The organism is Stenotrophomonas sp. GZD-301 (genome assembly GCF_049310345.1).
In the GTDB taxonomy this organism is placed as follows: domain Bacteria; phylum Pseudomonadota; class Gammaproteobacteria; order Xanthomonadales; family Xanthomonadaceae; genus Stenotrophomonas.
Genome location: NZ_JBMOWY010000055.1, coordinates 34285 through 53351, shown reverse-complemented (window position 1 = coordinate 53351; position 19067 = coordinate 34285). Strand labels below are relative to the sequence as shown.

At 68.5% G+C, this 19067-nt stretch carries 18 protein-coding genes; 10 read left to right on the top strand and 8 right to left on the bottom strand.

The window, feature by feature from the left end; genetic code table 11:
- The first annotated feature begins 25 nt into the window (after positions 1-25).
- Together ACO6VK_RS15150 and ACO6VK_RS15145 are read left to right on the top strand one after the other, a co-directional pair.
- Positions 26-655: an inorganic diphosphatase gene (locus ACO6VK_RS15150; protein ID WP_422508515.1), complete on the top strand. Its 630-nt coding sequence runs from the start codon at positions 26-28 to the stop codon at positions 653-655.
- 91 nt (positions 656-746) lie between these two features.
- Positions 747-986: a hypothetical protein gene (locus ACO6VK_RS15145; RefSeq protein ID WP_422508513.1), complete on the top strand. Its 240-nt coding sequence runs from the start codon at positions 747-749 to the stop codon at positions 984-986.
- A 13-nt stretch (positions 987-999) separates the two neighbouring features.
- Here the strand turns inward: ACO6VK_RS15145 and ACO6VK_RS15140 are convergent, their stop codons facing one another.
- The 3 genes from ACO6VK_RS15140 to ACO6VK_RS15130 are packed head-to-tail and all read right to left on the bottom strand — an operon-like array spanning position 1000 to position 2512.
- Positions 1000-1326 (bottom strand): tetratricopeptide repeat protein, encoded by a 327-nt coding sequence (locus ACO6VK_RS15140; protein ID WP_422508511.1) that lies wholly within the window; start codon positions 1324-1326, stop codon positions 1000-1002.
- Positions 1326-1880 (bottom strand): flavin reductase family protein, encoded by a 555-nt coding sequence (locus ACO6VK_RS15135; protein ID WP_422508509.1) that lies wholly within the window; start codon positions 1878-1880, stop codon positions 1326-1328. Before ACO6VK_RS15135 ends, ACO6VK_RS15140 begins: the two co-directional genes overlap by 1 nt.
- A complete protein-coding gene (locus tag ACO6VK_RS15130; protein WP_422508507.1) occupies positions 1880-2512 on the bottom strand; it encodes a superoxide dismutase in 633 nt (210 codons plus the stop codon). The genes ACO6VK_RS15135 and ACO6VK_RS15130 overlap by 1 nt, the downstream gene beginning before the upstream one ends.
- A gap of 187 nt (positions 2513-2699) precedes the next feature.
- On the opposite strand from ACO6VK_RS15130, the gene ACO6VK_RS15125 reads away from it, so the two are divergent.
- Positions 2700-7460, top strand: a complete 4761-nt coding sequence (locus ACO6VK_RS15125; RefSeq protein WP_422508505.1) for a DUF3320 domain-containing protein — start codon at positions 2700-2702, stop codon at positions 7458-7460.
- 45 nt (positions 7461-7505) lie between these two features.
- Here ACO6VK_RS15125 and ACO6VK_RS15120 read toward each other — a convergent pair whose 3' ends face one another.
- The 3 genes from ACO6VK_RS15120 to ACO6VK_RS15110 all read right to left on the bottom strand — a co-directional run bounded on the left by ACO6VK_RS15120 (position 7506) and on the right by ACO6VK_RS15110 (position 9200).
- On the bottom strand, positions 7506-7970 hold the full coding sequence (locus tag ACO6VK_RS15120; RefSeq protein ID WP_422508503.1) for a GNAT family N-acetyltransferase: 465 nt from the start codon (positions 7968-7970) through the stop codon (positions 7506-7508).
- Between the two features lie 205 nt (positions 7971-8175).
- Complete coding sequence (locus ACO6VK_RS15115; protein ID WP_422508501.1) at positions 8176-8604, bottom strand: hypothetical protein; 429 nt, start codon at positions 8602-8604, stop codon at positions 8176-8178.
- Positions 8601-9200 (bottom strand): RNA polymerase sigma factor, encoded by a 600-nt coding sequence (locus ACO6VK_RS15110; RefSeq protein ID WP_422508499.1) that lies wholly within the window; start codon positions 9198-9200, stop codon positions 8601-8603. Before ACO6VK_RS15110 ends, ACO6VK_RS15115 begins: the two co-directional genes overlap by 4 nt.
- Before the next feature lie 110 nt (positions 9201-9310).
- Between ACO6VK_RS15110 and ACO6VK_RS15105 the strand changes: the two genes are divergently transcribed.
- Positions 9311-9637: a hypothetical protein gene (locus ACO6VK_RS15105; RefSeq protein ID WP_422508497.1), complete on the top strand. Its 327-nt coding sequence runs from the start codon at positions 9311-9313 to the stop codon at positions 9635-9637.
- Positions 9638-9666: 29 nt separating this feature from the next.
- On the opposite strand, the gene ACO6VK_RS15100 is transcribed toward ACO6VK_RS15105, so the two are convergent.
- Complete coding sequence (locus tag ACO6VK_RS15100; protein ID WP_422508495.1) at positions 9667-9798, bottom strand: hypothetical protein; 132 nt, start codon at positions 9796-9798, stop codon at positions 9667-9669.
- Positions 9799-9856: 58 nt separating this feature from the next.
- Between ACO6VK_RS15100 and ACO6VK_RS15095 the strand changes: the two genes are divergently transcribed.
- On the top strand, positions 9857-11266 hold the full coding sequence (locus tag ACO6VK_RS15095) for a cryptochrome/photolyase family protein (protein WP_422508580.1): 1410 nt from the start codon (positions 9857-9859) through the stop codon (positions 11264-11266).
- 126 nt (positions 11267-11392) lie between these two features.
- The gene (locus tag ACO6VK_RS15090; protein ID WP_422508493.1) at positions 11393-12088 is read left to right on the top strand and encodes an OmpA family protein; all 696 of its coding nucleotides are present in this window, start codon (positions 11393-11395) and stop codon (positions 12086-12088) included.
- Positions 12089-12266: 178 nt separating this feature from the next.
- On the opposite strand, the gene ACO6VK_RS15085 is transcribed toward ACO6VK_RS15090, so the two are convergent.
- A complete protein-coding gene (locus tag ACO6VK_RS15085; protein ID WP_017356099.1) occupies positions 12267-13289 on the bottom strand; it encodes a LysR family transcriptional regulator in 1023 nt (340 codons plus the stop codon).
- A gap of 140 nt (positions 13290-13429) precedes the next feature.
- On the opposite strand from ACO6VK_RS15085, the gene ACO6VK_RS15080 reads away from it, so the two are divergent.
- From ACO6VK_RS15080 to ACO6VK_RS15065, 4 genes are all read left to right on the top strand, one after another.
- Positions 13430-13657, top strand: a complete 228-nt coding sequence (locus tag ACO6VK_RS15080) for a hypothetical protein (protein WP_422508491.1) — start codon at positions 13430-13432, stop codon at positions 13655-13657.
- The gene (locus ACO6VK_RS15075; RefSeq protein WP_422508489.1) at positions 13654-14424 is read left to right on the top strand and encodes an SDR family NAD(P)-dependent oxidoreductase; all 771 of its coding nucleotides are present in this window, start codon (positions 13654-13656) and stop codon (positions 14422-14424) included. Before ACO6VK_RS15080 ends, ACO6VK_RS15075 begins: the two co-directional genes overlap by 4 nt.
- An 87-nt stretch (positions 14425-14511) precedes the next feature.
- Positions 14512-15732 (top strand): efflux RND transporter periplasmic adaptor subunit, encoded by a 1221-nt coding sequence (locus ACO6VK_RS15070; protein ID WP_422508487.1) that lies wholly within the window; start codon positions 14512-14514, stop codon positions 15730-15732.
- A 162-nt stretch (positions 15733-15894) separates the two neighbouring features.
- Positions 15895-19065 (top strand): efflux RND transporter permease subunit, encoded by a 3171-nt coding sequence (locus ACO6VK_RS15065; protein WP_422508485.1) that lies wholly within the window; start codon positions 15895-15897, stop codon positions 19063-19065.
- Positions 19066-19067: the final 2 nt, after the last annotated feature.

Sequence of the window (19067 nt, the reverse complement as noted above, 5' to 3'; positions counted from 1 at the left end):
GCCATCGCTGGAGAGAAGGATGGACATGCACCGCACGACGGCCCGGATGGCGATCGCCACGTTCCTGTTGCTGCTGGCCGGCGCCAGCACCGCCACCAACGCGGTGCTGCATCCGTTCCTGGCCGCGCAGCCGAAGGACGCGCCCGAGGAAGCCAACCTGGCCGTGGAGATCCCGGCCGGCAGTTTCACCAAGTATGAAATCAAGGAGGACGGGCTGGTACACGTGGACCGCTTCCAGTCGATGCCTGTGGCGTACCCGGCCAATTACGGCTCGATGCCGCGCACCCTGGCCGGCGACAACGACCCCCTCGACGCGCTGGTGCTGACCCGTGAGCCGTTGCATCCGGGGGTGATCGTGCGCTTCCGCCCGATCGGCTATCTGAAGATGGTGGACAACGGCGAGCAGGACGAGAAGGTGATCGGCGTTCCCACCGACAAACTCGACCCGACCTACGCCGGCATCCGCGACCTCGACGACCTGCCGCTGATCGAACGCCAGCGCATCGAGGCGTTCTTCCGCGTCTACAAAGATCTGCCCGCAGGGCGCAACCCGGTGCAGCTCAATGGCTGGGGCACCGCGGCGGAGGCCAAGGCCCTGATCCGCGCGTCGATGCAGCGTTTCGATCTGCAGCAGCAGCGCCGCAAGGGCGACTGAGCCGGCGTCTTGCAGAGCGTTGTCGTGCGGCAAGGCGCTCGGCTACGCTCTGCACTGGACGCATGGCGGGACGCGAGGGAGCGGGACACGCATGGACGATGTCATCAAGGAGGGCCTGGGCTGGCTGGTCCGCTGGGTCCTGGTGACGGTGATCTGGGAGCTGCTGCTGTACGGGCTGGGCTGGGCAACGCTGTATGTGTGTACGGCCGGTCGCTGGCCCCGCGCATCGTGGGGCGACACCCAGGACAACCTGGTGTCGCTGACCGGGCTGGGCACCCTCGCTGCGGCGTTCGGCATGATCGTGCTGTACAACAGGGGCCTGTCCGGCTGACGCGGGCGCAGCTTCACGTCCGCGGTGCACCGGCCTTCAACGCGCGTCGCAGGAACACGGTCATCTCCTTCTCTGCCTGCTTGTCGCCGTTGCGCGCGGCTACGGTGATGCCGCGCTGCCACGCCTGCGCGGCGGCCGCCGTGTCACCGGCCGCCAGGCAGGCCTTGCCCAGCAGCTTCCAGCCGGCCGAGTAGTCCGGGTTCTGGGCGACGCACTGCGCCAGGTGCGTCGTGGCCAGGGCCGGATCACCCGCATCGAGCAGGCCCTTGCCGAGGCTGAAGCGCAGCAGCGCGCCATCGCGGCCGCGGTCCAGCATCTGTTGCAGCGCCCGGAGGTCCATCAGGGTGCCGCGAGGCGGGCATAGCGCCCGCGGTGGAAGGCGAGGGTGTCTCCGGGGGCCGTATCCACGTGGGTTACCCGGCCCACGATCATGACGTGATCGCCGGCCGGCAGCGTCCGCTCCACCGTGCACAGCAGATGCCCCACCGCATCGCGGACCACCGCGATGCCGCTGGCATGCCGCGTGATCGTCTCCGGCAGGGCGGTGTGGCGAAGCCGTCCATCGGCAAAGTGGCGGGCGACCGCGGTCTGGCCGGCCGCGAGGATGCTGATCCCGAACGGCTGATCCGCCCGGTACAGCGGCAGGTCCAGCGAGTGTCCGCACAGGCTCCACACGATCAGCGGCGGGTCCAGCGACAGCGAGGCGAACGAGTTGATGGTCATCGCCCGCAGTGCGCCGTCTGCGGTGTGGGTGGTGACGACGGCCACGCCGGTGGGGTACTGGCCAAAGGCATGGCGCAGTGCGGCAGCCGCCAGGGTGGGGCCGCCGGTCAGGTCCAGCGCGGGCGCGTCCGCAGGCGCCTGGCCGTGATCCAGCGCTGGACCTGCGTCCATCAGCGCCCGCCCGCGGCGTGGAAACGACGCGTCACGTCGGCCCAGTCGATCAGTGCGAAGAACGCGGCGATGTAGTCGGGGCGACGGTTCTGGTAGTTCAGGTAGTACGCATGTTCCCAGACATCCAGCCCCAGGATCGGCGTGCCGCCCGACAGGCCGACGGACTCGCCCATCAGCGGGTTGTCCTGGTTGGCACTGCTTTCCACCCGCAGCGTGCCATCGGGCATCAGGGTGAGCCACGCCCAGCCACTGCCGAAGCGGGTCTGCGCGGCCTTGGTGAACGCGTCCTTGAAGGCCGCGTAGCCGCCCAGGTCGCGGGTGATCGCATCGGCCACCGGACCCTGCGGTTCGCCGCCGCCCGTGGGGCTGAGCACGGTCCAGAACAGGCTGTGGTTGGCATGGCCGCCGCCATTGTTGCGCACGGCAGTACGCAGCGCGTCCGGCAGCGCCTCCAGATCGGCGATCAGTGTTTCCACCGGCGCCTGGTCGATGCCGGCATCGGCGAGTGCCGCGTTGAGGTTGTTGATGTAGGTCTGGTGGTGGCGCGCGTGGTGGATCTCCGTCGTGCGCGCGTCGAAGTGCGGTTCCAGCGCGTCGTAGGCGTAGGGAAGGGTGGGGAGGGTGTAGGTCATCGGTACGGCTCCAGAAGGGAGGCGTCACCATAGAACCTCAATGTAAGTTGAGGTCAAGCGCCCGCGTCCGGCACATGGCATCATTCCCGGTCAGGGTCCCGCGTGGACCACCGGACCAGTACGCCGTGCAGCCCCAGATCCCCCCGGTGTGGCGCTGCCCGGCCGGATCACCAGAGGACCATCGGCGATGAGCATCAGGGAAACGCTGCAGGCGCAACGCCGCGTGCTGCTCGATCTTACCTATCGCAACCGGCTGCTGAACCTGCCGAAAAAGCCCTCCAGCCGTTCGCTGGTGTTTCATGACGAGCGCGCTGTGCCGACGCTGCAGACGCTGCTCGACCGCAAGGCCATGACCTTCGCGGCGGTGAGCGGTGATGCCGACGTGGAGGGCATGCCCGAAACAGAGGCCGCCGTGGAGGCGGACCTGCCCACACTGCCGCAGCCCGGTGACGAGCCGGCCGACCCCGCCACGCTGGCCGCGCACCACACCGACTCGCGTCTGCAGACCCGGCTCAAGTCCGAGCACCTGCAGAAGCGGCTGCTGGACATGTACTACGAGTACCGCACCATGCTCGAAGAGCAGGGTGTCAACGTGCTGTACCTGGCCCTGGGGCAACTGGCGTTCCGTGAGCCATCCGCACCCGCCGACGAGGTCCGGCATGCGCCGCTGGTGCTGCTGCCGGTGGTGCTGGAGCGCAAGAGTGCGCGCGACCGCTTCGCGCTGCGCTGGGCCGAGGAAGACCCGCAGGAGAATCTGTCGCTGCGCGAGAAGCTGCGGGTGGATTTCGGCATCGTGCTGCCGCCGTTCCCCGAGGCCGATGCCTTCGACCTGGCGGCGTATCTCGACGCCGTGCGCGCCTGCGTCGCCGCCCAGCCCGGCTGGAGCGTGCTGGACAACGCGCTCCAGCTCGGTTTCTTCTCGTTTTCCAAACTGCTGATGTTCCTCGACCTGGACCCGGAGAAGTGGCCGGAAGGCAACCAGATCGACCAGAACCGGCTGGTCCAGGGCCTGCTCGGCGAGGGCTTTGACAGCCGCGACAGCGGCCTGCCGGCCGAAGGTCCCGGGTTCCTGGATGCGCTGATTCCCGCCGCAGACCTCAAGCATGTGATGGATTGCGACAGCTCGCAGGCGCTGGCCATCGAAGCCGTGCGCCGCGGCCAGGACCTGGTGATCCAGGGGCCGCCGGGCACCGGCAAGTCGCAGACCATCGCCAACCTGATCGCCACCGCGGTCGGTGACGGGCGCAAGGTGTTGTTCGTCTCGGAGAAGATGGCGGCGCTGGAGGTGGTCAAGCGCCGCCTCGAGAACGTCGGGCTGGGGCCGCTGTGCCTGGAGCTGCACAGCAACAAGGCCAACAAGCGCAGCGTGCTGGAAGAACTGGGCCGGACCCTGCAGATCGGCCGGCCGGAAGCGGCGGACGTGGCAGGCGGTGTCGCACGGCTGGACGCGTTGCGCGGCCAGCTCAACGACCATGCCCAGCGCATGCATGCCCCGGTCGGAAACGCCGGGATGACCCCCTTCCGGATTCTGGGCGAGCTGATCCGTGGCCTGCCGCGTGCGGGCCGGCCGCCGTACCGGATCGACGATGCCGGCGCGTGGTCGCGGGCCGATCTGGACCAGCGCATCGCGGTGCTGCGCGAGGTCTGCGCAGTGCTGCCACGGGTCGGTGATCCGCAGGCGCATGTCTGGCGGGGCGTCACGCACGGCCCGGTGCTGCGCACCCAGGCGGAGGATCTGGTGGCCGCCAGCGCGCCGCTGGCGGCGGCCATCCAGGCGGCGGTGGACGCTGCCGACGGGTTGGGCGCTGCGCTGGGTGTGCCGGCTGCGGTGGACCTGCACACACTCGAGCAGCATTGCCAGGTGGCCGACATGCTGGCGGCGGCGCCGGCCTTCGACCGCAGCACCATCGCGTCGGGCGTGTGGACGGCGGGGCTGGAGTCGTTGCGCGACGCGCTGCAGCAGGGGCAGGTGCTCACGCGGGTGCGCGCCGCGCGTGTCGATCAGGTCATCGACATGGCGTGGTCGGCGGACTGGGTGCCGCAGCGGTTGGCGATTGCCGCGCACGGCGACCGCCTGCTGCGGATCTTCAACGGCAGCTACCGCCAGGCCATCGCGCAGCTGCGCAGCGTGATGAAAGGGCCGCTGCCCAAGGGCACGGCCGCGCGCCTGGCCCTGCTGGACGATCTGATCGCCGCGCGCACCGCGCAGGCCGCACTGACCGCGATCGCGCCCACCGCCACGGCGGCGTTCGGCTCGGTCTGGCAGGGCACCGCCACGGACTGGACCCTGGCCGAGTCCATTCTCGGCTGGGTGCAGCACTCACCGCCGGTGGGTGGGCTGGACGCGCGCGCGCTGGCGGCGGTGCTTCATGATCGGCAGGTGCTGGTCTCGGCCACCGCTCCGGCGCGGGCGGCAGTGTCGAGCGTCCCCGCGCACTGGGACGCGTTCGCCACGCAGCTGCAGATCGATACGGAGCAGGCAGTGGCGGCGCCCCGCGTGGCGCTGGCGACGCTGACCCTGCTGCAGCGCAAGTCGGCGGCCTGGACCGTTGACGTGGACGGATTGCTGGCCTGGCTGGCCTACGCCGAAGCGGCACGCCGGGCGGATGCACTGGGACTGCAGGCGCCGTTGGCACTGGCGGTTGCGCAGGGGCATACGCCGGACCAGGCCGAGGCCCTGTATCGCTGCGCGTTCCACCTGGCGATGCTGACCCTGGCGACCACCACCGATCCGGCACTGGCCGTGTTCGATGGACGCCAGCACGAAACGCTGGTGGCCCAGTTCCGGCAGTGGGACCGCATGCGTCTGAGCCTGGCCCAGGTCGAGGCCGCGCAGGCCCATCACGCGGGGCTGCCGCGTGGCGGCGTGGAGGGCATCGGCGCCCTCGGTACGCTGCGCAGCGAGATTGCGCGCAAGCGCAACCACATGGCGCTGCGGCGCCTGTTCCGCCTGTGCGCCTCGCCGATCCAGACGATCAAACCGGTGTTCATGATGAGCCCGCTGTCGGTCGCGCAGTTCCTGGAGCCCGGCGCCATCGACTTCGATCTGCTGGTGATCGACGAAGCCAGCCAGGTCGAGCCGGTGGATGCGCTCGGTGCCATCGCGCGCTGCCGCCAGATCGTGGTCGTGGGCGACGACAAACAGCTGCCGCCCACCTCGTTCTTCGCCCGGTTGGGCGGCGCCGAAGACGACCCGGTCGACGAAGAGGGCGCACAGGCCAGAGACCTGGAAAGCGTGCTGTCGCTGTGCGCGGCCAAGGGGCTGCCCCAGCGCATGCTGCAATGGCACTACCGCAGCCGCCACGAATCGCTGATCGCGGTGTCCAACAAGACCTTCTACGAGGGCAAGCTGTTCATCGTGCCCAGCCCGGACCGCGAGCGCAGCCAGTCCGGCCTGCGCCTGCGCTACCTGCCGGACGGGCGCTTCGACCGGGGCAACACCTACAAGAACGATGTCGAAGCGGTTGCCATCGCCCAGGCCGTGGTCGAACACGCGCGCCACAGCCCGCAGCTGACGCTGGGCGTGGGCGCGATGTCGGTCCGCCAGCGCCAGGCGATCAGCGACGCGCTCGAACTGGCGCGTCGCCAGCACCCCGAACTGGAAGCGTTCATCGCCCGCCATCCGCATGAGCCGTTCTTCGTCAAGAACCTGGAGAACATCCAGGGCGACGAGCGCGATGTCATCCTGATCTCGATCGGCTACGGCCGCGCCAAGGGCGATGGCAAGCTCTACCAGGGCTTTGGCCCGCTGAATGCCGATGGCGGCCATCGCCGCCTCAACGTGCTGATTACCCGCGCACGCCAGCGCTGCGAAGTGTTCAGCAGCATCACCGCCGACGACATCCGCGTGGATGAGCGCACCCGCCTCGGTGTCGTCGCGCTGAAAGCATTCCTGCAGTACGCCGAGAAGGGCGACCTGGGCGTGCCCCAGCCGACCGGGCGCGGCGTGGACTCGCCCTTCGAGGCGGCTGTGCAGGAGGCGCTGGCCGCGCAGGGCTTCCAGGTGGACAGCCAGGTCGGCGTTGCCGGGTTCTTCATCGATCTGGCGGTGGTCGACCCCGATGCGGCTGGCCGCTATCTGCTCGGCATCGAATGCGACGGCGCGGCCTACCATGCTGCACCGTCGGCCCGCGATCGCGACCGCCTGCGCCAGGAAATTCTGGAAAACCACGGTTGGAGCATCCACAGGATCTGGAGTACCGACTGGTTCCAGCGACCCGAGGCGGAGCTGGAGCGCCTGCTCGCCGCGCTGGCGGCCGCACGCCAACGGCAGGCAGGTGATGCTGCTGCCAGCGCGGCTGTCGCGATCGAGGCGGCAGCATCGGTGCCGGTGCCAGCCGTGCAGCGCCGGATCGAGGAGACGGCGTTGCACGCCGCCACCGACGACGTCGGCACGCTCGCCTACGTGCAGGCGGACTTCGCGCCGGCGCACGCCGCGCTGGCCCCGCACGATGTGCCGTTGAGCAGCATGGCCGCCACCGTCGAGCACATCGTGGACATCGAAGGCCCGATTCACGAAGACGAAATCATCGCGCGCGTGCGGGATCTGTGGAACCTGCAGCGCGCCGGCTCGCGCATCCAGGCGGCGGTCCAGGCAGCACTGGCGCATGCCGGTCGCGACGGCGCGCTTGCCGTGGAGGACGGCTGCTATCTGCGCGATGGCCGTGCGGTGGTGGTGCGCAACCGCATGACCGCCACGTCGCGTTCGCTGCGCCGGCCGGAAATGCTGCCGCCCCAGGAGATCCGCCAGGCCCTGTTGGAGGTGATCGAGAGCGCGCACGGCGCGGGCGCCGATGAAGTGGCCGTGCCGGTGGCGCGCCGGCTGGGCTTCCAGGCCCTCAGCCAGCCGCTGCGCGAACGGATCGCCGCGCAGGTGCAGGTACTGCTCGACCACGGTCGGTTGGAAGCACGCAACGGCGCGCTGTGTGTGACCGCACCCGCGCCCTGACAGATGATGCGGCTGCCGGGTGGCCCGGCAGCCGCGACGCGACGGTTACGGCAGCTCCAGTGCCCAGCACAGGACGGGCCCGGCATCGGCATCCATGCCGTGGCCGACCTGCAGGAAGCCGTTGCGCGCCAGCACCCGCTGCGAGGCGATGTTGTCCGGTGCGGTTTCGGCGGTGAGTCTGCGCAGGCGGCCGTCGTGTGCGCACCAGCGCACCAGGTCGCCGATGGCCCGGGTGGTGATGCCGCGCCCCTGGCGATTCGGCGCAATGCCATAGCCGATGTTCAGTTCGCCATCGACAGGGATACGCGTGGCCGAGCACAGGCCAACCGGCTGGCCGTCATCGAGGATCAACCAGGCGGCCGGCACGAAGGCCGGTTCGATGCAGGCGGCCAGCTCGGCCAGCAGATGCAGCACCTCCAGTGGCGCCAGGGCGCTGTCCGGATCGAACGGGTGCTGACAGGCGTCATCGTGCAGTGCGCGCAGCGCACCGGCGGTAATGGGAAGGATCATGGGTCTCTCGGATGTAGGCATGCCCGACGGGCAGGGTGCCGCGCGAGAGGGACGTACACCGGCCGGTGCCCGCCGGCGTCAGCCGGCGCGGGAGCCGTCGATATCCGCCCGTCGCGCAGGCGCGATGCAGAGGATGCGGACGGTGGACAAAGGCCTTTCTCCTGGTGGACCCCGGCGATTCTAGCGCCTGCCGCGCCGCCGCACGCTACCCGGCCTGCCGCAGGGCATACCGCAGCAGGGGCCGAATGGCCCAGGTGGTCAGCGCGCACAGCGCGCTGGCCAGCAGCCAGTGGCCACCGTCGCGCGTCACGGCATTCTCGAGCGCCTGCCACCAGGGCCGGGCATGCCCGGCGGCGGCCACCGTGATGGTGACGGCCAGTGCGGCGAGCAGCGGCGGCAGCAACCAGCGGTCCAGCGCGACGGGCGCGCGTGGGGCGATCTGGCGGGCGACCGTGGCGGCGAAATCCGCAGGTGGTGCGCTGCGCGGCAGAGTCCGCAGCGCCTGGGCGATCTGCAGGTAGTCGCGGCTGTCCGCATCCAGCGGTGCGGCGGGAGGCGCCATTGCCGCCAGCCGGCCGCGTTCCTGTGCCTGCCAGTGCGCGTCATCGGCGCGGGTGCGCGGATCGGTGCTCATGCGGGTTCCCCCAGGTGCGAGTGAAGCAGGGTGCGCAGGCGCGCGCGGCTGCGGAACAGGTGACTTTTGATGGTGCCTTCGGCCAGATCGGTCAGGTGTGCGATCTCGCCGATGGACAGCTCGTCCAGATGATAAAGGGTCAGTACGGTGCGCTGCAGGGGCGGCAACGTGTCGATCGCGGCGTGCAGCAGCGCATGCGCCTCTTCCTGCGAGGCCAGCGCCTCCACGTCCACGCCGTCGCTCACCTGCTCGACCAGCCACGCGCCATCCTCCCCGTCGGGAACCTCGGCAATGGGGATGCGGCGACGCTCCAGATGGCGGCGGGCGACCGAATAGGCGACCTGCGCCACCCACGACTTCAACGCGCTGTCCCCGCGGTACTGGTGAAGCGACCGGTGCACACGCAGGAACACCTCCTGGCACAGCTCACGGGTATCGTCGGGGTGACGCACCATGCGCTCGACGATATGCCAGCACAGGCCCTGGTAGGCAGTCACCAGCTGTTCGAACGCACCGCGCCGACCGGCCAGCACGGCCTCGACCAGGGCGCGGTCGGCCTGCAGGATCGTCTCGTCGGTGGTCAGGGGAGTGGGCATGAACCTAGAGATACGTCGGCAGGGCGATCGGTTGCAATGGATCGGATGCAACCGACGGCCCGCCGGCCGTATCTCCTTCCACACACCAACCAGAACGGAGTCGCCGCCTCATGGATTTCAACCTCATCCTGCCGATGCTGCTCATCGTGTGCATCGTGTACACCATCAAGACCATCGTCGATGCCACCACCCGTCGTCGCATCATCGACGCGCGCGGCTCAGAGGAGCTGGTGCGCTCGCTGCTCGACGGCGATGCGCACAAACGCCGGCTGGCGTCGCTGCACTGGGGCTGCGTGCTGCTGCTGCTCGCGCTCGCCCTGGGCCTGATCGACCTGCTGGGCATCACCGAGGTCACCCCGGGTGCGATCGGCCTGCTGCTGGGCGCGACCGGTGTCGGCAACCTGGTCTATTTCGTGCTGCAGCGGCGGATCCGCTGACCGGGCCACCCGACGCCACGCTGCAGGCCTCAGCCCTGCAGCGTCTCCAGCAGCAGCTCGGCCTCGCTCACGCTGCCGAGTACCGCGGCGACCGCCTGCAGATCTTCCATGACGGGGCAACGTGGGCGAAGGGGCGCACAGCCTGGCATGGCGGTGGACACGCGCTGCCTTCACCGCGGCTGGCTATCATGGCGGCTGTCCAGAAGTGAGGCGATGCGCGTGTCGGTAGCGGTGGTGTGGTTCCGTCGAGACCTGCGATTGCAGGACAACCCCGCATTGCAGGCCGCGCTCGACGCCGGCCACGATGTAGTGCCGGTTTACATCCATGCCCCCCATGAGGAGGGCGACTGGACGCCGGGCGCGGCGTCCGATGCCTGGCGCCACCGCTCGTTGGCGGCCCTGGACGCCGATCTTCGCGCACGGGGCACATCGCTCGTGCTGCGGGCCGGCGACAGCCTGCCGACCCTGCAGGCCCTGATCGAACAGACCGGCGCCGAAGCGGTGTACTGGAACCGCAAGTACGAACCGGCCACCCAGCCCCGCGATGCCGCCATCAAACGCACGCTGCGCGAGCAGGGTATCGACGCGCAGAGCTGCAATGGCAGCCTGTTGTTCGAACCTTGGGACATCGCTACCCAGCAGGGGCAGCCGTACAAGGTATTCACCCCTTACTGGCGCAACGTGCTCAGCCACTGGAGGCTGCCCGCACCGCAGCCGGCGCCGCGCGCGCTGGTGGGGCATTCGGTGGACAGCCTGGCGTTGGATGCGCTGCAGCTGGCGCCCACGCTGGACTGGGATGCCGGCTTCTGGACGCACTGGCAGCCCGGCGAGGCTGGTGCCGACGAGGCGCTGTCGGTGTTCGTGGAGGGGGCACTGCGCGGCTACCGCGAGCAGCGCGACCTGCCGGACCGGGTCGGTACATCGCGGCTGTCGCCGCACCTGCACTTTGGTGAAATCGCGCCCTGGCGGATCGCGCATGCGCTGGAAGGCCTGCGCAGCGCCGCGACCGACGCCGACATCGACGGCTATCTGCGCCAGCTCGGCTGGCGTGACTTTGCCTATCACCTGCTGCACTACTTCCCGAAGACGCCCACCGACAACCTCAACCCGCGTTTCGACCGCTTCTCCTGGGCCACGCCCAGCGCCGCACAGCTGCATGACTGGCAACGCGGCCACACCGGCGTGCCGATCGTCGATGCCGGCCTGCGTGAGCTGTGGCAGACCGGCTACATGCACAACCGCGTGCGCATGATCGTGGCCAGCTACCTCTGCAAGCATCTGCGCGCCCACTGGTTGCACGGGGCGCGCTGGTTCTGGGACACGCTGGTGGATGCCGACCTGGCCAACAACACGATGGGCTGGCAATGGGTAGCCGGCACCGGTGCCGATGCCGCGCCGTATTTCCGCATCTTCAATCCGGTGACGCAGGCACAGAAGTTCGATCCGCAGGCGCGCTACATCACGCGGTGGGTACCGGAGCTGGCCGCACTGCCGGTGAAGGCGCGCTTTGCGCCGTGGCAGTTCCCGACCGAGTTGGCTGCGCTCGCCCCGGGCTATCCGGCCGTGCCGATGGTCGATCTGGCCACGGGGCGCGACGCGGCGCTGGCGGCGTACCGGCATACAGGCTGAGCGGCGAGTCAGCTAGCTGAACAAGGGGTTGCTGGCGATGCCGTTCATCATGCCGGCATCGCGCGGGCGTGTTTATTCTTCAGGCCGTCCGCACGCCGCCAGCCCGGCACCCAAGGAGATGACACCATGATCCGACCTGCAACCCGTAACGTGGCCCTGGCCCTGATGACTGCCGCAGCCCTCTCGGCCTGCGCCACCGGTGGTTCGTACGTGCAGAGCGACCAGTACGGCAACCCGACCGAGCAGCAGAGCCGCACCGGCCGCAATGCGCTGATCGGTACTGCCATCGGTGTCGCCGCTGGCCTGCTGACCGGCGACAGCGCCACCGAGCGCCGCCAGCATGCGATGGTCGGTGCCGGTATCGGCGCACTGGCCGGCGCCGGCGTCGGCGCGTACCAGAACCGCCAGGAAGCCGCGCTGCGCCAGCGCACCGCCAACACGGGCATCGACGTGCAGCGTCAGGGCGACAACATCGTGCTGAACCTGCCGGACGGCATCACCTTCGATTTCGGCAAGTCCGCCTTGAAGCCGCAGTTCTACAGCGCGCTCAACGGCGTGGCCAGCACGCTGAAGGAATACGACCAGACCATGATCGAAGTGGTCGGCCATACCGACAGCATTGGCAGTGATGCGGTCAACAACCGCCTGTCCAAGGAACGCGCCGACTCGGTGGCCTCCTACCTGACCGCACAGGGCGTGCAGAGCGTGCGCATGGAGACGCTGGGTGCAGGCAAGGCCTATCCGATTGCCGACAACAGCACCGATGCCGGCCGCGCCAAGAACCGTCGCGTGGAAATCCGCGTGATCCCGCTGACGCAGTAACAGCGCACGCCGTTATTGCTGCGATGCGCACGCATCGCAAAAAAGCCGCCTGGAAAGGCGGCTTTTTTTGTAGAGCCGGGCTCTGCCCGGCTGGCGCTTCGCACGTATCCAACAGCAGCCGGGCAGAGCCCGGCGCTACGGAGCGCGTGCAATCACAGTGTGCAGTCCAGCGACGGGATCAATTCGCCGTTACGGTCTCCAGAATCCGCTTCCCGGTTTCCTGCAGCTCGGCTTCGGCCTGCGTCTGCTGCTGCTTGGCCAGCTTGGCGGCCGGGCACTGCGCCAGCATGTAGTTGGCGTCGAAGTTGAGCTTCTCGACCAAGAAGTCCACGAATGCGCGCACCTTCGGCGAGACCAGGCGGCCACCGGCGAACACCGCGTTGAAGTCCACTTCCGGACCGGTCCAACCGGCCAGCACACGGCGCACCATTCCCGATTCCACGAACGGCTTGGCCATCACATCGCCGGTCAGCAGCAGGCCTTCGCCGCATACCAGCGCACCGTTCAGGGCCGACGGGTCGTTGGCCACCAGCAGCGGATTGACCGGAAAATCGCGCAGCTCGCCACCGTTCTCGCCGAGCTGCCAGAAGAATCGGTTGTTGTTGAGGTTGCGCGCCTTGCGCATCGCCAGGATGCGGTGGAACTGCAGTTCATCGGGGTGCAGCGGCTCGCCGTAGCGTTCGATGTAGGCCGGGCTGGCAAACACCTGCGTGCGCAGGCTGCCCAGCTTGCGCGCCACCAGATTGGAGTCGGGCAGGGTGCCCACACGCAGCGCGAGATCGGCTTCACCGGCAATCAGGTCGAGCTTCTCGTTGCCCAGGTGCATGTCCAGCTGGATTTCCGGGTACTGCGCATGGAACTGCCCCAGCAGGGGCGCGATCCAGGTGATGCCGATCGAATACGGCACGGTGAAGCGCAACCAGCCACGCGGGCCGGACTGCAGCTGGCTGACCGCGCCTTCGGCTTCTTCCAGCTCGCGCGCGATGCGCTGGCAATGCTCGTGATACACCGAGCCGGCCTCGGTCAGGCCGAGGCGGCGGGTGGTCCGGTGCAGCAGGCGCGCGCCCAGGCGCGTTTCCAGTTCCTGCACCTTGCGGCTGACCGTCGTCTTGGGCAGGCCCAGCGCGGTCGCGGCGGCAATGAAGCTGCCTTGCTCGACCACTTTGACGAAGATCAGCGTGTCGTTGAGATCGTGGGCCATGACGGGGGTCCATAGTCGGGGGAGGGGACGTCCGGCGGGATTGTGCCGGGGACGGGACGATTATTCCCTTTAATCCGGACTAATCAAGTGGGAGTTTGGGGTCTATCGTGGCGCCATTCCCGTTATGCAGGACGACAACCATGTGGTTGCGGAACATTCTTGGCCGCGTGCTCAGCGGCCGCAAAGCCCCGCTGGACCTGGCGATGACCGTTGAGAAGCGCCCGAGCGCCTTCTCCCACAAGGCCTTCCGCGAGTTCACCCCGCCTGCCAACCTGCAGCGCGGCGGTGCGTTCCGCCTGGCCCCCCGTGCGGGCGACCGACTGGGCCGAATTGGGATTATCCCGGCGACGGGAGTGAAAGTCCCATGAATGGGATATTGGCCCCCGAGGTCCTCGTGCTGGGTGGTACCGGCAACGTCGGCCAGGGCATCGTGGCGGCCCTGCTCGAAGCGGGCAGCCCGGTGCTGGTGGTCGGCCGTGACCCGGGCCGGCTGGCTGCCCTGCGTGACCAGTTCGCCGATGAGCCGGCGCTGGAGACGCTGCTGGGTTCGGTGGCCGACGACGGTTCGGCGCGCACGCTGGCCGAGCGCATCGCCGCGCGCCCGCGTCCGCTCGCCGCGGTCGTGGCCAGCCTCGGCGCGCCGCTGCGGCTGGGCCGCCTGATCGACCAGCCCTCGTCGTGGCTGATGGAACGCATCGAGCGTGATCTGGTCCCGCACGTCAACGCCGCCCACCACCTGGTGCCGCTGCTCGCGCAGCGGGCGCCGGGTGCGCGTTACGTGGTCATCGGCAGCCCGTGCGGGCTGCGCCCGTGGTCCGGCCACGGCGACGCCTCGGTGTCGTCGGCGGCCATCCGCATGTTCGTGCAGGTCCTGCACGAAGAAGCGCAGGGCGTGGGCGTGCGCGCGCAGATGCTGGAAGTCACCCATCCGGTGTGCACGCCGGGCAATGCCGCCAACGCCTGCGTCGAATGGCCCAGCGCGTTGGCCGTTGGCCGCCGCGTGGTGTCGGTGCTGGACGGTTGCCGCGACATGCGCCCGTTCCTGCGTTGTGACAGCACCGATGCCGCGCTGCCCAAGGGGCTGCTGCGCATGGACGCGCCCGTGCCCTGGCGAAATTCGCTGGACATGGCTTGACCTCAATATTGGTTGAGGTTGCAAGATGCCGCGCCCCGTACTTGAACATTCCCGTTTTTCCATCGTCACCACCCCCAGGACATCGTCATGACGCACTCCCCCTCCTCGAAGAACCTTGCCCGGCGCATCGCGCTCGGGACCGTGACCGCTTTGGCCCTGGCGGTGCTTGTCGGCTGCAGCGGCGGCCACGCTGAAACCGCCGGTCCGCCGCCGCCGTCGGTGAGCGCTGCACCGGTGCTGGTCAAGCAGGTCAGCCAGTGGGACGACTTCAGTGGCCGCGTCGAAGCGGTCGAAAGCGTCGAGCTGCGCCCACGCGTTTCCGGCTACATCGACAAGGTCAACTATGTCGAAGGCCAGGAAGTAAAGAAGGGCGACGTGCTCTTCACCATCGACGCGCGCAGCTACCGCGCCGAACTGGCCCGCGCCGACGCCGAACTGGCGCGTGCGCGCACCCAGGCGCAGGTCAGCCGCAGCGAAGCCGAGCGCGCCCGCCGCCTGTCCGACCAGCAGGCCATCTCCACCGAAACCTGGGAACAGCGTCGCGCCACCGCCGAACAGGCCCAGGCGCAGGTGCTGGCCGCGCAGGCGGCCGTGGATGCGGCACGCCTCAATGTCGAGTTCACCCAGGTGCGTGCGCCGATCAACGGCCGTGCCGGCCGCGCGATGGTCACCGCCGGCAACCTGGTCACCGCCGGCGACAGCGCCAGCGTGCTGACCACGCTGGTCTCGCTGGACAAGGTGTTCGTCTACTTCGACGCCGATGAAGGCACCTTCCTGCGTTACGCGCAGATGGCCCGCAACGGCGAACGCCCGAGCGAGCGCGACAGCGAACTGCCGGTCAAGGTCGGCCTGTCGGGCGAAGAAGGCTATCCGCACAGCGGCAAGGTCGACTTCCTCGACAACCAGGTCACCCGCAGCACCGGCACCATCCGTGTGCGCGCGGTGCTGGACAACGCCGACCGCGCCTTCACCCCGGGCCTGTTCGCCCGCGTGCAGCTGCTCGGCAGCGGCCAGTTCCAGGCCATGCTGATCGACGAGAAGGCCGTGCTGACCGACCAGGATCGCAAGTACGTGTACGTGGTCGACAAGGACGGCAAGGCGCAGCGCCATGACATCCAGCTCGGCCGCACCGCCGATGGGCTGCGCATCGTCGAGCAGGGCCTCAAGGCCGGCGACCGCGTGATCGTCGACGGTGTGCAGAAGGTGTTCATGCCGGGCATGCCGGTGCAGGCCAAGGCGGTTGCGATGCAGCCGGCCGGGGCTGCAGCTGTGCCTCCGGCTGTTGCACAGGTCACCGCGCTGAAGTGAAGAGCAGCCGACTGACCGTCGGCTCTACATAGCAGCCGGCTTCCCCGTCGGCTCTACCGTTTCTGCCATCGCCCCGTGCAGGGGCGCCCTGCCACCGCTGTCGCCTGCGACAGCGGCCGGGGTCCTGCACGCCGGCGTTGGTGAACACCCAGGAATCCACCAATGGACTTTTCCCGTTTCTTCATCGACAGGCCTATTTTCGCGGCCGTATTGTCGATTGTGATCTTCGCCGCCGGCCTGATCTCCATACCGATGCTGCCGATCGGCGAGTACCCCGAAGTGGTGCCGCCGTCGGTGGTGGTACGCACGGTCTATCCGGGCGCCAACCCGAAGGTGATCGCTGAAACCGTCGCCACGCCGCTCGAAGAAGCCATCAACGGCGTCGAGGGCATGATGTACCTCAAGTCGGTGGCCGGCTCGGACGGCGTGCTGCAGATGACCGTCACCTTCCGCCCGGGCACCGACCCGGACGAGGCGGCGGTGAAGGTGCAGAACCGTGTCGCCCAGGCGCAGGCGCGCCTGCCCGAGGACGTGCGCCGGCAGGGTGTCACCACCCAGAAGCAGTCGCCGACCTTCCTGATGGTCGTGCACCTGACCTCGCCCAATGGCAAGTACGACACCCTGTACCTGCGCAACTACGCCCGCCTGCACGTCAAGGACGCGCTGGCCCGTATTCCCGGCGTGGGCGACGCGCAGATCTTCGGTGGTGGCGACTACGCCATGCGTGCCTGGCTGGACCCGGACAAGGTTGCCGCGCGCGGCCTGACCGCCAGCGACGTGGTGGGCGCCATGCGCGAGCAGAACGTGCAGGTCTCGGCCGGCCAGCTCGGCGCCGAGCCGATGCCCAACAGCCAGTTCCTGACCCTGATCAACGCTCAGGGCCGCCTGCGCAGTGAGAAGGAGTTCGGCGACATCGTGCTCAAGAGCGGCGCCGACGGTGAAGTGGTGCGTCTGTCGGACGTGGCCCGCGTCGAGCTGGGCGCCGGCGACTACACCCTGCGTTCGCAGCTGGACGGCAAGAACGCCGTCGGCATCGGTATCTTCCAGGCCCCGGGTGCCAACGCGCTGGAGATCCGCGATGCGGTGATCGGCACGATGGACGAGATGCAGAAGGCCTTCCCGGCCGACGTGAAGTACGAAGCGGTGTACGACACCACCATCTTCGTGCGCGACTCGATCAAGGCCGTGGTCTCGACCCTGCTTGAAGCCATCGCCCTGGTGGTGCTGGTGGTGATCCTGTTCCTGCAGACCTGGCGTGCCTCGATCATTCCGTTGATCGCGGTCCCGGTGTCGATCGTGGGTACGTTCGCGGCGCTGTACGTGCTGGGCTTCTCGATCAACACGCTGAGCCTGTTCGGCCTGGTGCTGGCGATCGGCATCGTGGTCGATGACGCGATCGTGGTGGTGGAAAACGTCGAGCGCAACATCGAGGAAGGCCTGTCGCCCACGGCGGCGGCGCACCAGGCGATGAAGGAAGTGTCCGGCCCGATCATCGCGATCGCGCTGGTGCTGTGTGCGGTGTTCGTGCCGATGGCGTTCCTGTCCGGTGTCACCGGTCAGTTCTACAAGCAGTTCGCCGTCACCATCGCCATCTCCACGGTGATCTCGGCGATCAACTCGCTGACCCTGTCGCCGGCCCTGGCCGCGCGCCTGCTCAAGCCGCACGGCGCACCCAAGGATGGCCCGAGCCGTCTGATCGACCGCCTGTTCGGCTGGGTGTTCCGCCCGTTCAACCGCTTCTTCAAGTCCAGCTCGGAGAAGTACGAGCGGGGCGTGTCGAAGATCCTTGGCCGTCGTGGCGCGGTATTCGTGGTGTACGCGGTGCTGCTGGTGGGTACCGGCTTCATCTTCAAGCTGGTGCCGCCGGGCTTCATCCCGACCCAGGACAAGCTGTACCTGATTGCCGGTGTGAAGCTGCCGGAAGGGTCTTCGATCGCGCGTACCGATGAAATGCTGCGCAAGGTCGCCAAGATCGCCCAGGAAACCGACGGCGTGGCCCACACCATTTCGTTCCCGGGCCTGAACGCACTGCAGTTCACCAACACGCCCAACACCGGTGTGGCGTTCATTCCGCTCAAGCCGTTCAACGAGCGCCACGGACGCACTGCCGCGGAGATCAACGCCGAGATCAACCAGAAGATCGCCGGGCTGCAGGAAGGCTTTGCCTTCGCGATGATGCCGCCGCCGATCCTCGGGCTCGGCAACGGCAATGGCTACCAGATGTTCATCGAGGACCGTGGCAATCTGGGCTATGGCGCGCTGCAGAACGCCGTGCAGGCGATGCAGGGTGCGGTGGCGCAGACCCCGGGCATGGCCTTCCCGATCACCAGCTACCAGGCCAACGTGCCGCAGCTGGATGCCGAGGTGGACCGCGTCAAGGCCAAGGCCCAGGGCGTGCAGCTGACCCAGCTGTTCGACACGCTGCAGACCTACCTCGGTTCGTCCTACGTCAACGACTTCAACCAGTTCGGTCGTACCTGGCAGGTGATCGCCCAGGCCGACGGTCAGTTCCGTGACAGCGTGGAAGACATCGGCAAGCTGCGTACCCGCAACGACCGCGGCGAGATGGTGCCGATCGGCTCGATGGTGACGGTCAAGCAGACCTTCGGCCCGGACCCGGTGCTGCGCTTCAACGGCTACCCGGCTGCCGACCTGGCCGGCGAAGCCGACCCGCGGATGCTGTCCTCGGCCGAGGCGATGAACAAGCTGACCGAGATCGCCGGGCAGGTCCTGCCGGTGGGCATGACCACCGAGTGGACCGACCTGAGCTACCAGCAGGCCACCCAGGGCAAGGCCGCCTTCATCGTGTTCCCGGTGGCGATCCTGCTGGCGTTCCTGGTGCTGGCCGCGCTGTATGAAAGCTGGTCGCTGCCGCTGGCGGTGATCCTGATCGTGCCGATGACCCTGCTGTCCGCGCTGTTCGGCGTGTGGCTGACCGGCGGCGACAACAACGTGTTCGTACAGGTGGGCCTGGTGGTGCTGATGGGCCTGGCGTGCAAAAACGCGATCCTGATCGTCGAGTTCGCCCGTGAGCTGGAGATGGGGGGCAAGGGCATCGTGGAAGCCGCGCTGGAAGCGTGCCGCCTGCGTCTGCGTCCGATCGTGATGACCTCCATCGCGTTCATCGCCGGCACCATCCCGCTGGTGCTCTCGCACGGCGCCGGTGCGGAGGTACGCTCGGTGACCGGCATCACCGTGTTCGCCGGCATGCTCGGTGTGACCCTGTTCGGCCTGTTCCTGACCCCGGTGTTCTACGTGGCCCTGCGCAAGTTCGTCAGCCGTAACGGCGGCGGCAAGCTGGTGACCCACGGCGAGCCCACTCTCCACCATTGATT

Excerpts from the sequence above, each read along its gene's own strand:
- ACO6VK_RS15150 (WP_422508515.1), top strand. The coding sequence starts at position 26 with ATGCACCGCACGACGGCCCGGATGGCGATCGCCACGTTCCTGTTGCTG.
- ACO6VK_RS15145 (WP_422508513.1), top strand. The coding sequence starts at position 747 with ATGGACGATGTCATCAAGGAGGGCCTGGGCTGGCTGGTCCGCTGGGTC.
- ACO6VK_RS15140 (WP_422508511.1), bottom strand. The coding sequence starts at position 1,326 with ATGGACCTCCGGGCGCTGCAACAGATGCTGGACCGCGGCCGCGATGGC.
- ACO6VK_RS15135 (WP_422508509.1), bottom strand. The coding sequence starts at position 1,880 with ATGGACGCAGGTCCAGCGCTGGATCACGGCCAGGCGCCTGCGGACGCG.
- ACO6VK_RS15130 (WP_422508507.1), bottom strand. The coding sequence starts at position 2,512 with ATGACCTACACCCTCCCCACCCTTCCCTACGCCTACGACGCGCTGGAA.
- ACO6VK_RS15125 (WP_422508505.1), top strand. The coding sequence starts at position 2,700 with ATGAGCATCAGGGAAACGCTGCAGGCGCAACGCCGCGTGCTGCTCGAT.
- ACO6VK_RS15120 (WP_422508503.1), bottom strand. The coding sequence starts at position 7,970 with ATGATCCTTCCCATTACCGCCGGTGCGCTGCGCGCACTGCACGATGAC.
- ACO6VK_RS15115 (WP_422508501.1), bottom strand. The coding sequence starts at position 8,604 with ATGAGCACCGATCCGCGCACCCGCGCCGATGACGCGCACTGGCAGGCA.
- ACO6VK_RS15110 (WP_422508499.1), bottom strand. The coding sequence starts at position 9,200 with ATGCCCACTCCCCTGACCACCGACGAGACGATCCTGCAGGCCGACCGC.
- ACO6VK_RS15105 (WP_422508497.1), top strand. The coding sequence starts at position 9,311 with ATGGATTTCAACCTCATCCTGCCGATGCTGCTCATCGTGTGCATCGTG.
- ACO6VK_RS15090 (WP_422508493.1), top strand. The coding sequence starts at position 11,393 with ATGATCCGACCTGCAACCCGTAACGTGGCCCTGGCCCTGATGACTGCC.
- ACO6VK_RS15085 (WP_017356099.1), bottom strand. The coding sequence starts at position 13,289 with ATGGCCCACGATCTCAACGACACGCTGATCTTCGTCAAAGTGGTCGAG.
- ACO6VK_RS15080 (WP_422508491.1), top strand. The coding sequence starts at position 13,430 with ATGTGGTTGCGGAACATTCTTGGCCGCGTGCTCAGCGGCCGCAAAGCC.
- ACO6VK_RS15075 (WP_422508489.1), top strand. The coding sequence starts at position 13,654 with ATGAATGGGATATTGGCCCCCGAGGTCCTCGTGCTGGGTGGTACCGGC.
- ACO6VK_RS15070 (WP_422508487.1), top strand. The coding sequence starts at position 14,512 with ATGACGCACTCCCCCTCCTCGAAGAACCTTGCCCGGCGCATCGCGCTC.
- ACO6VK_RS15065 (WP_422508485.1), top strand. The coding sequence starts at position 15,895 with ATGGACTTTTCCCGTTTCTTCATCGACAGGCCTATTTTCGCGGCCGTA.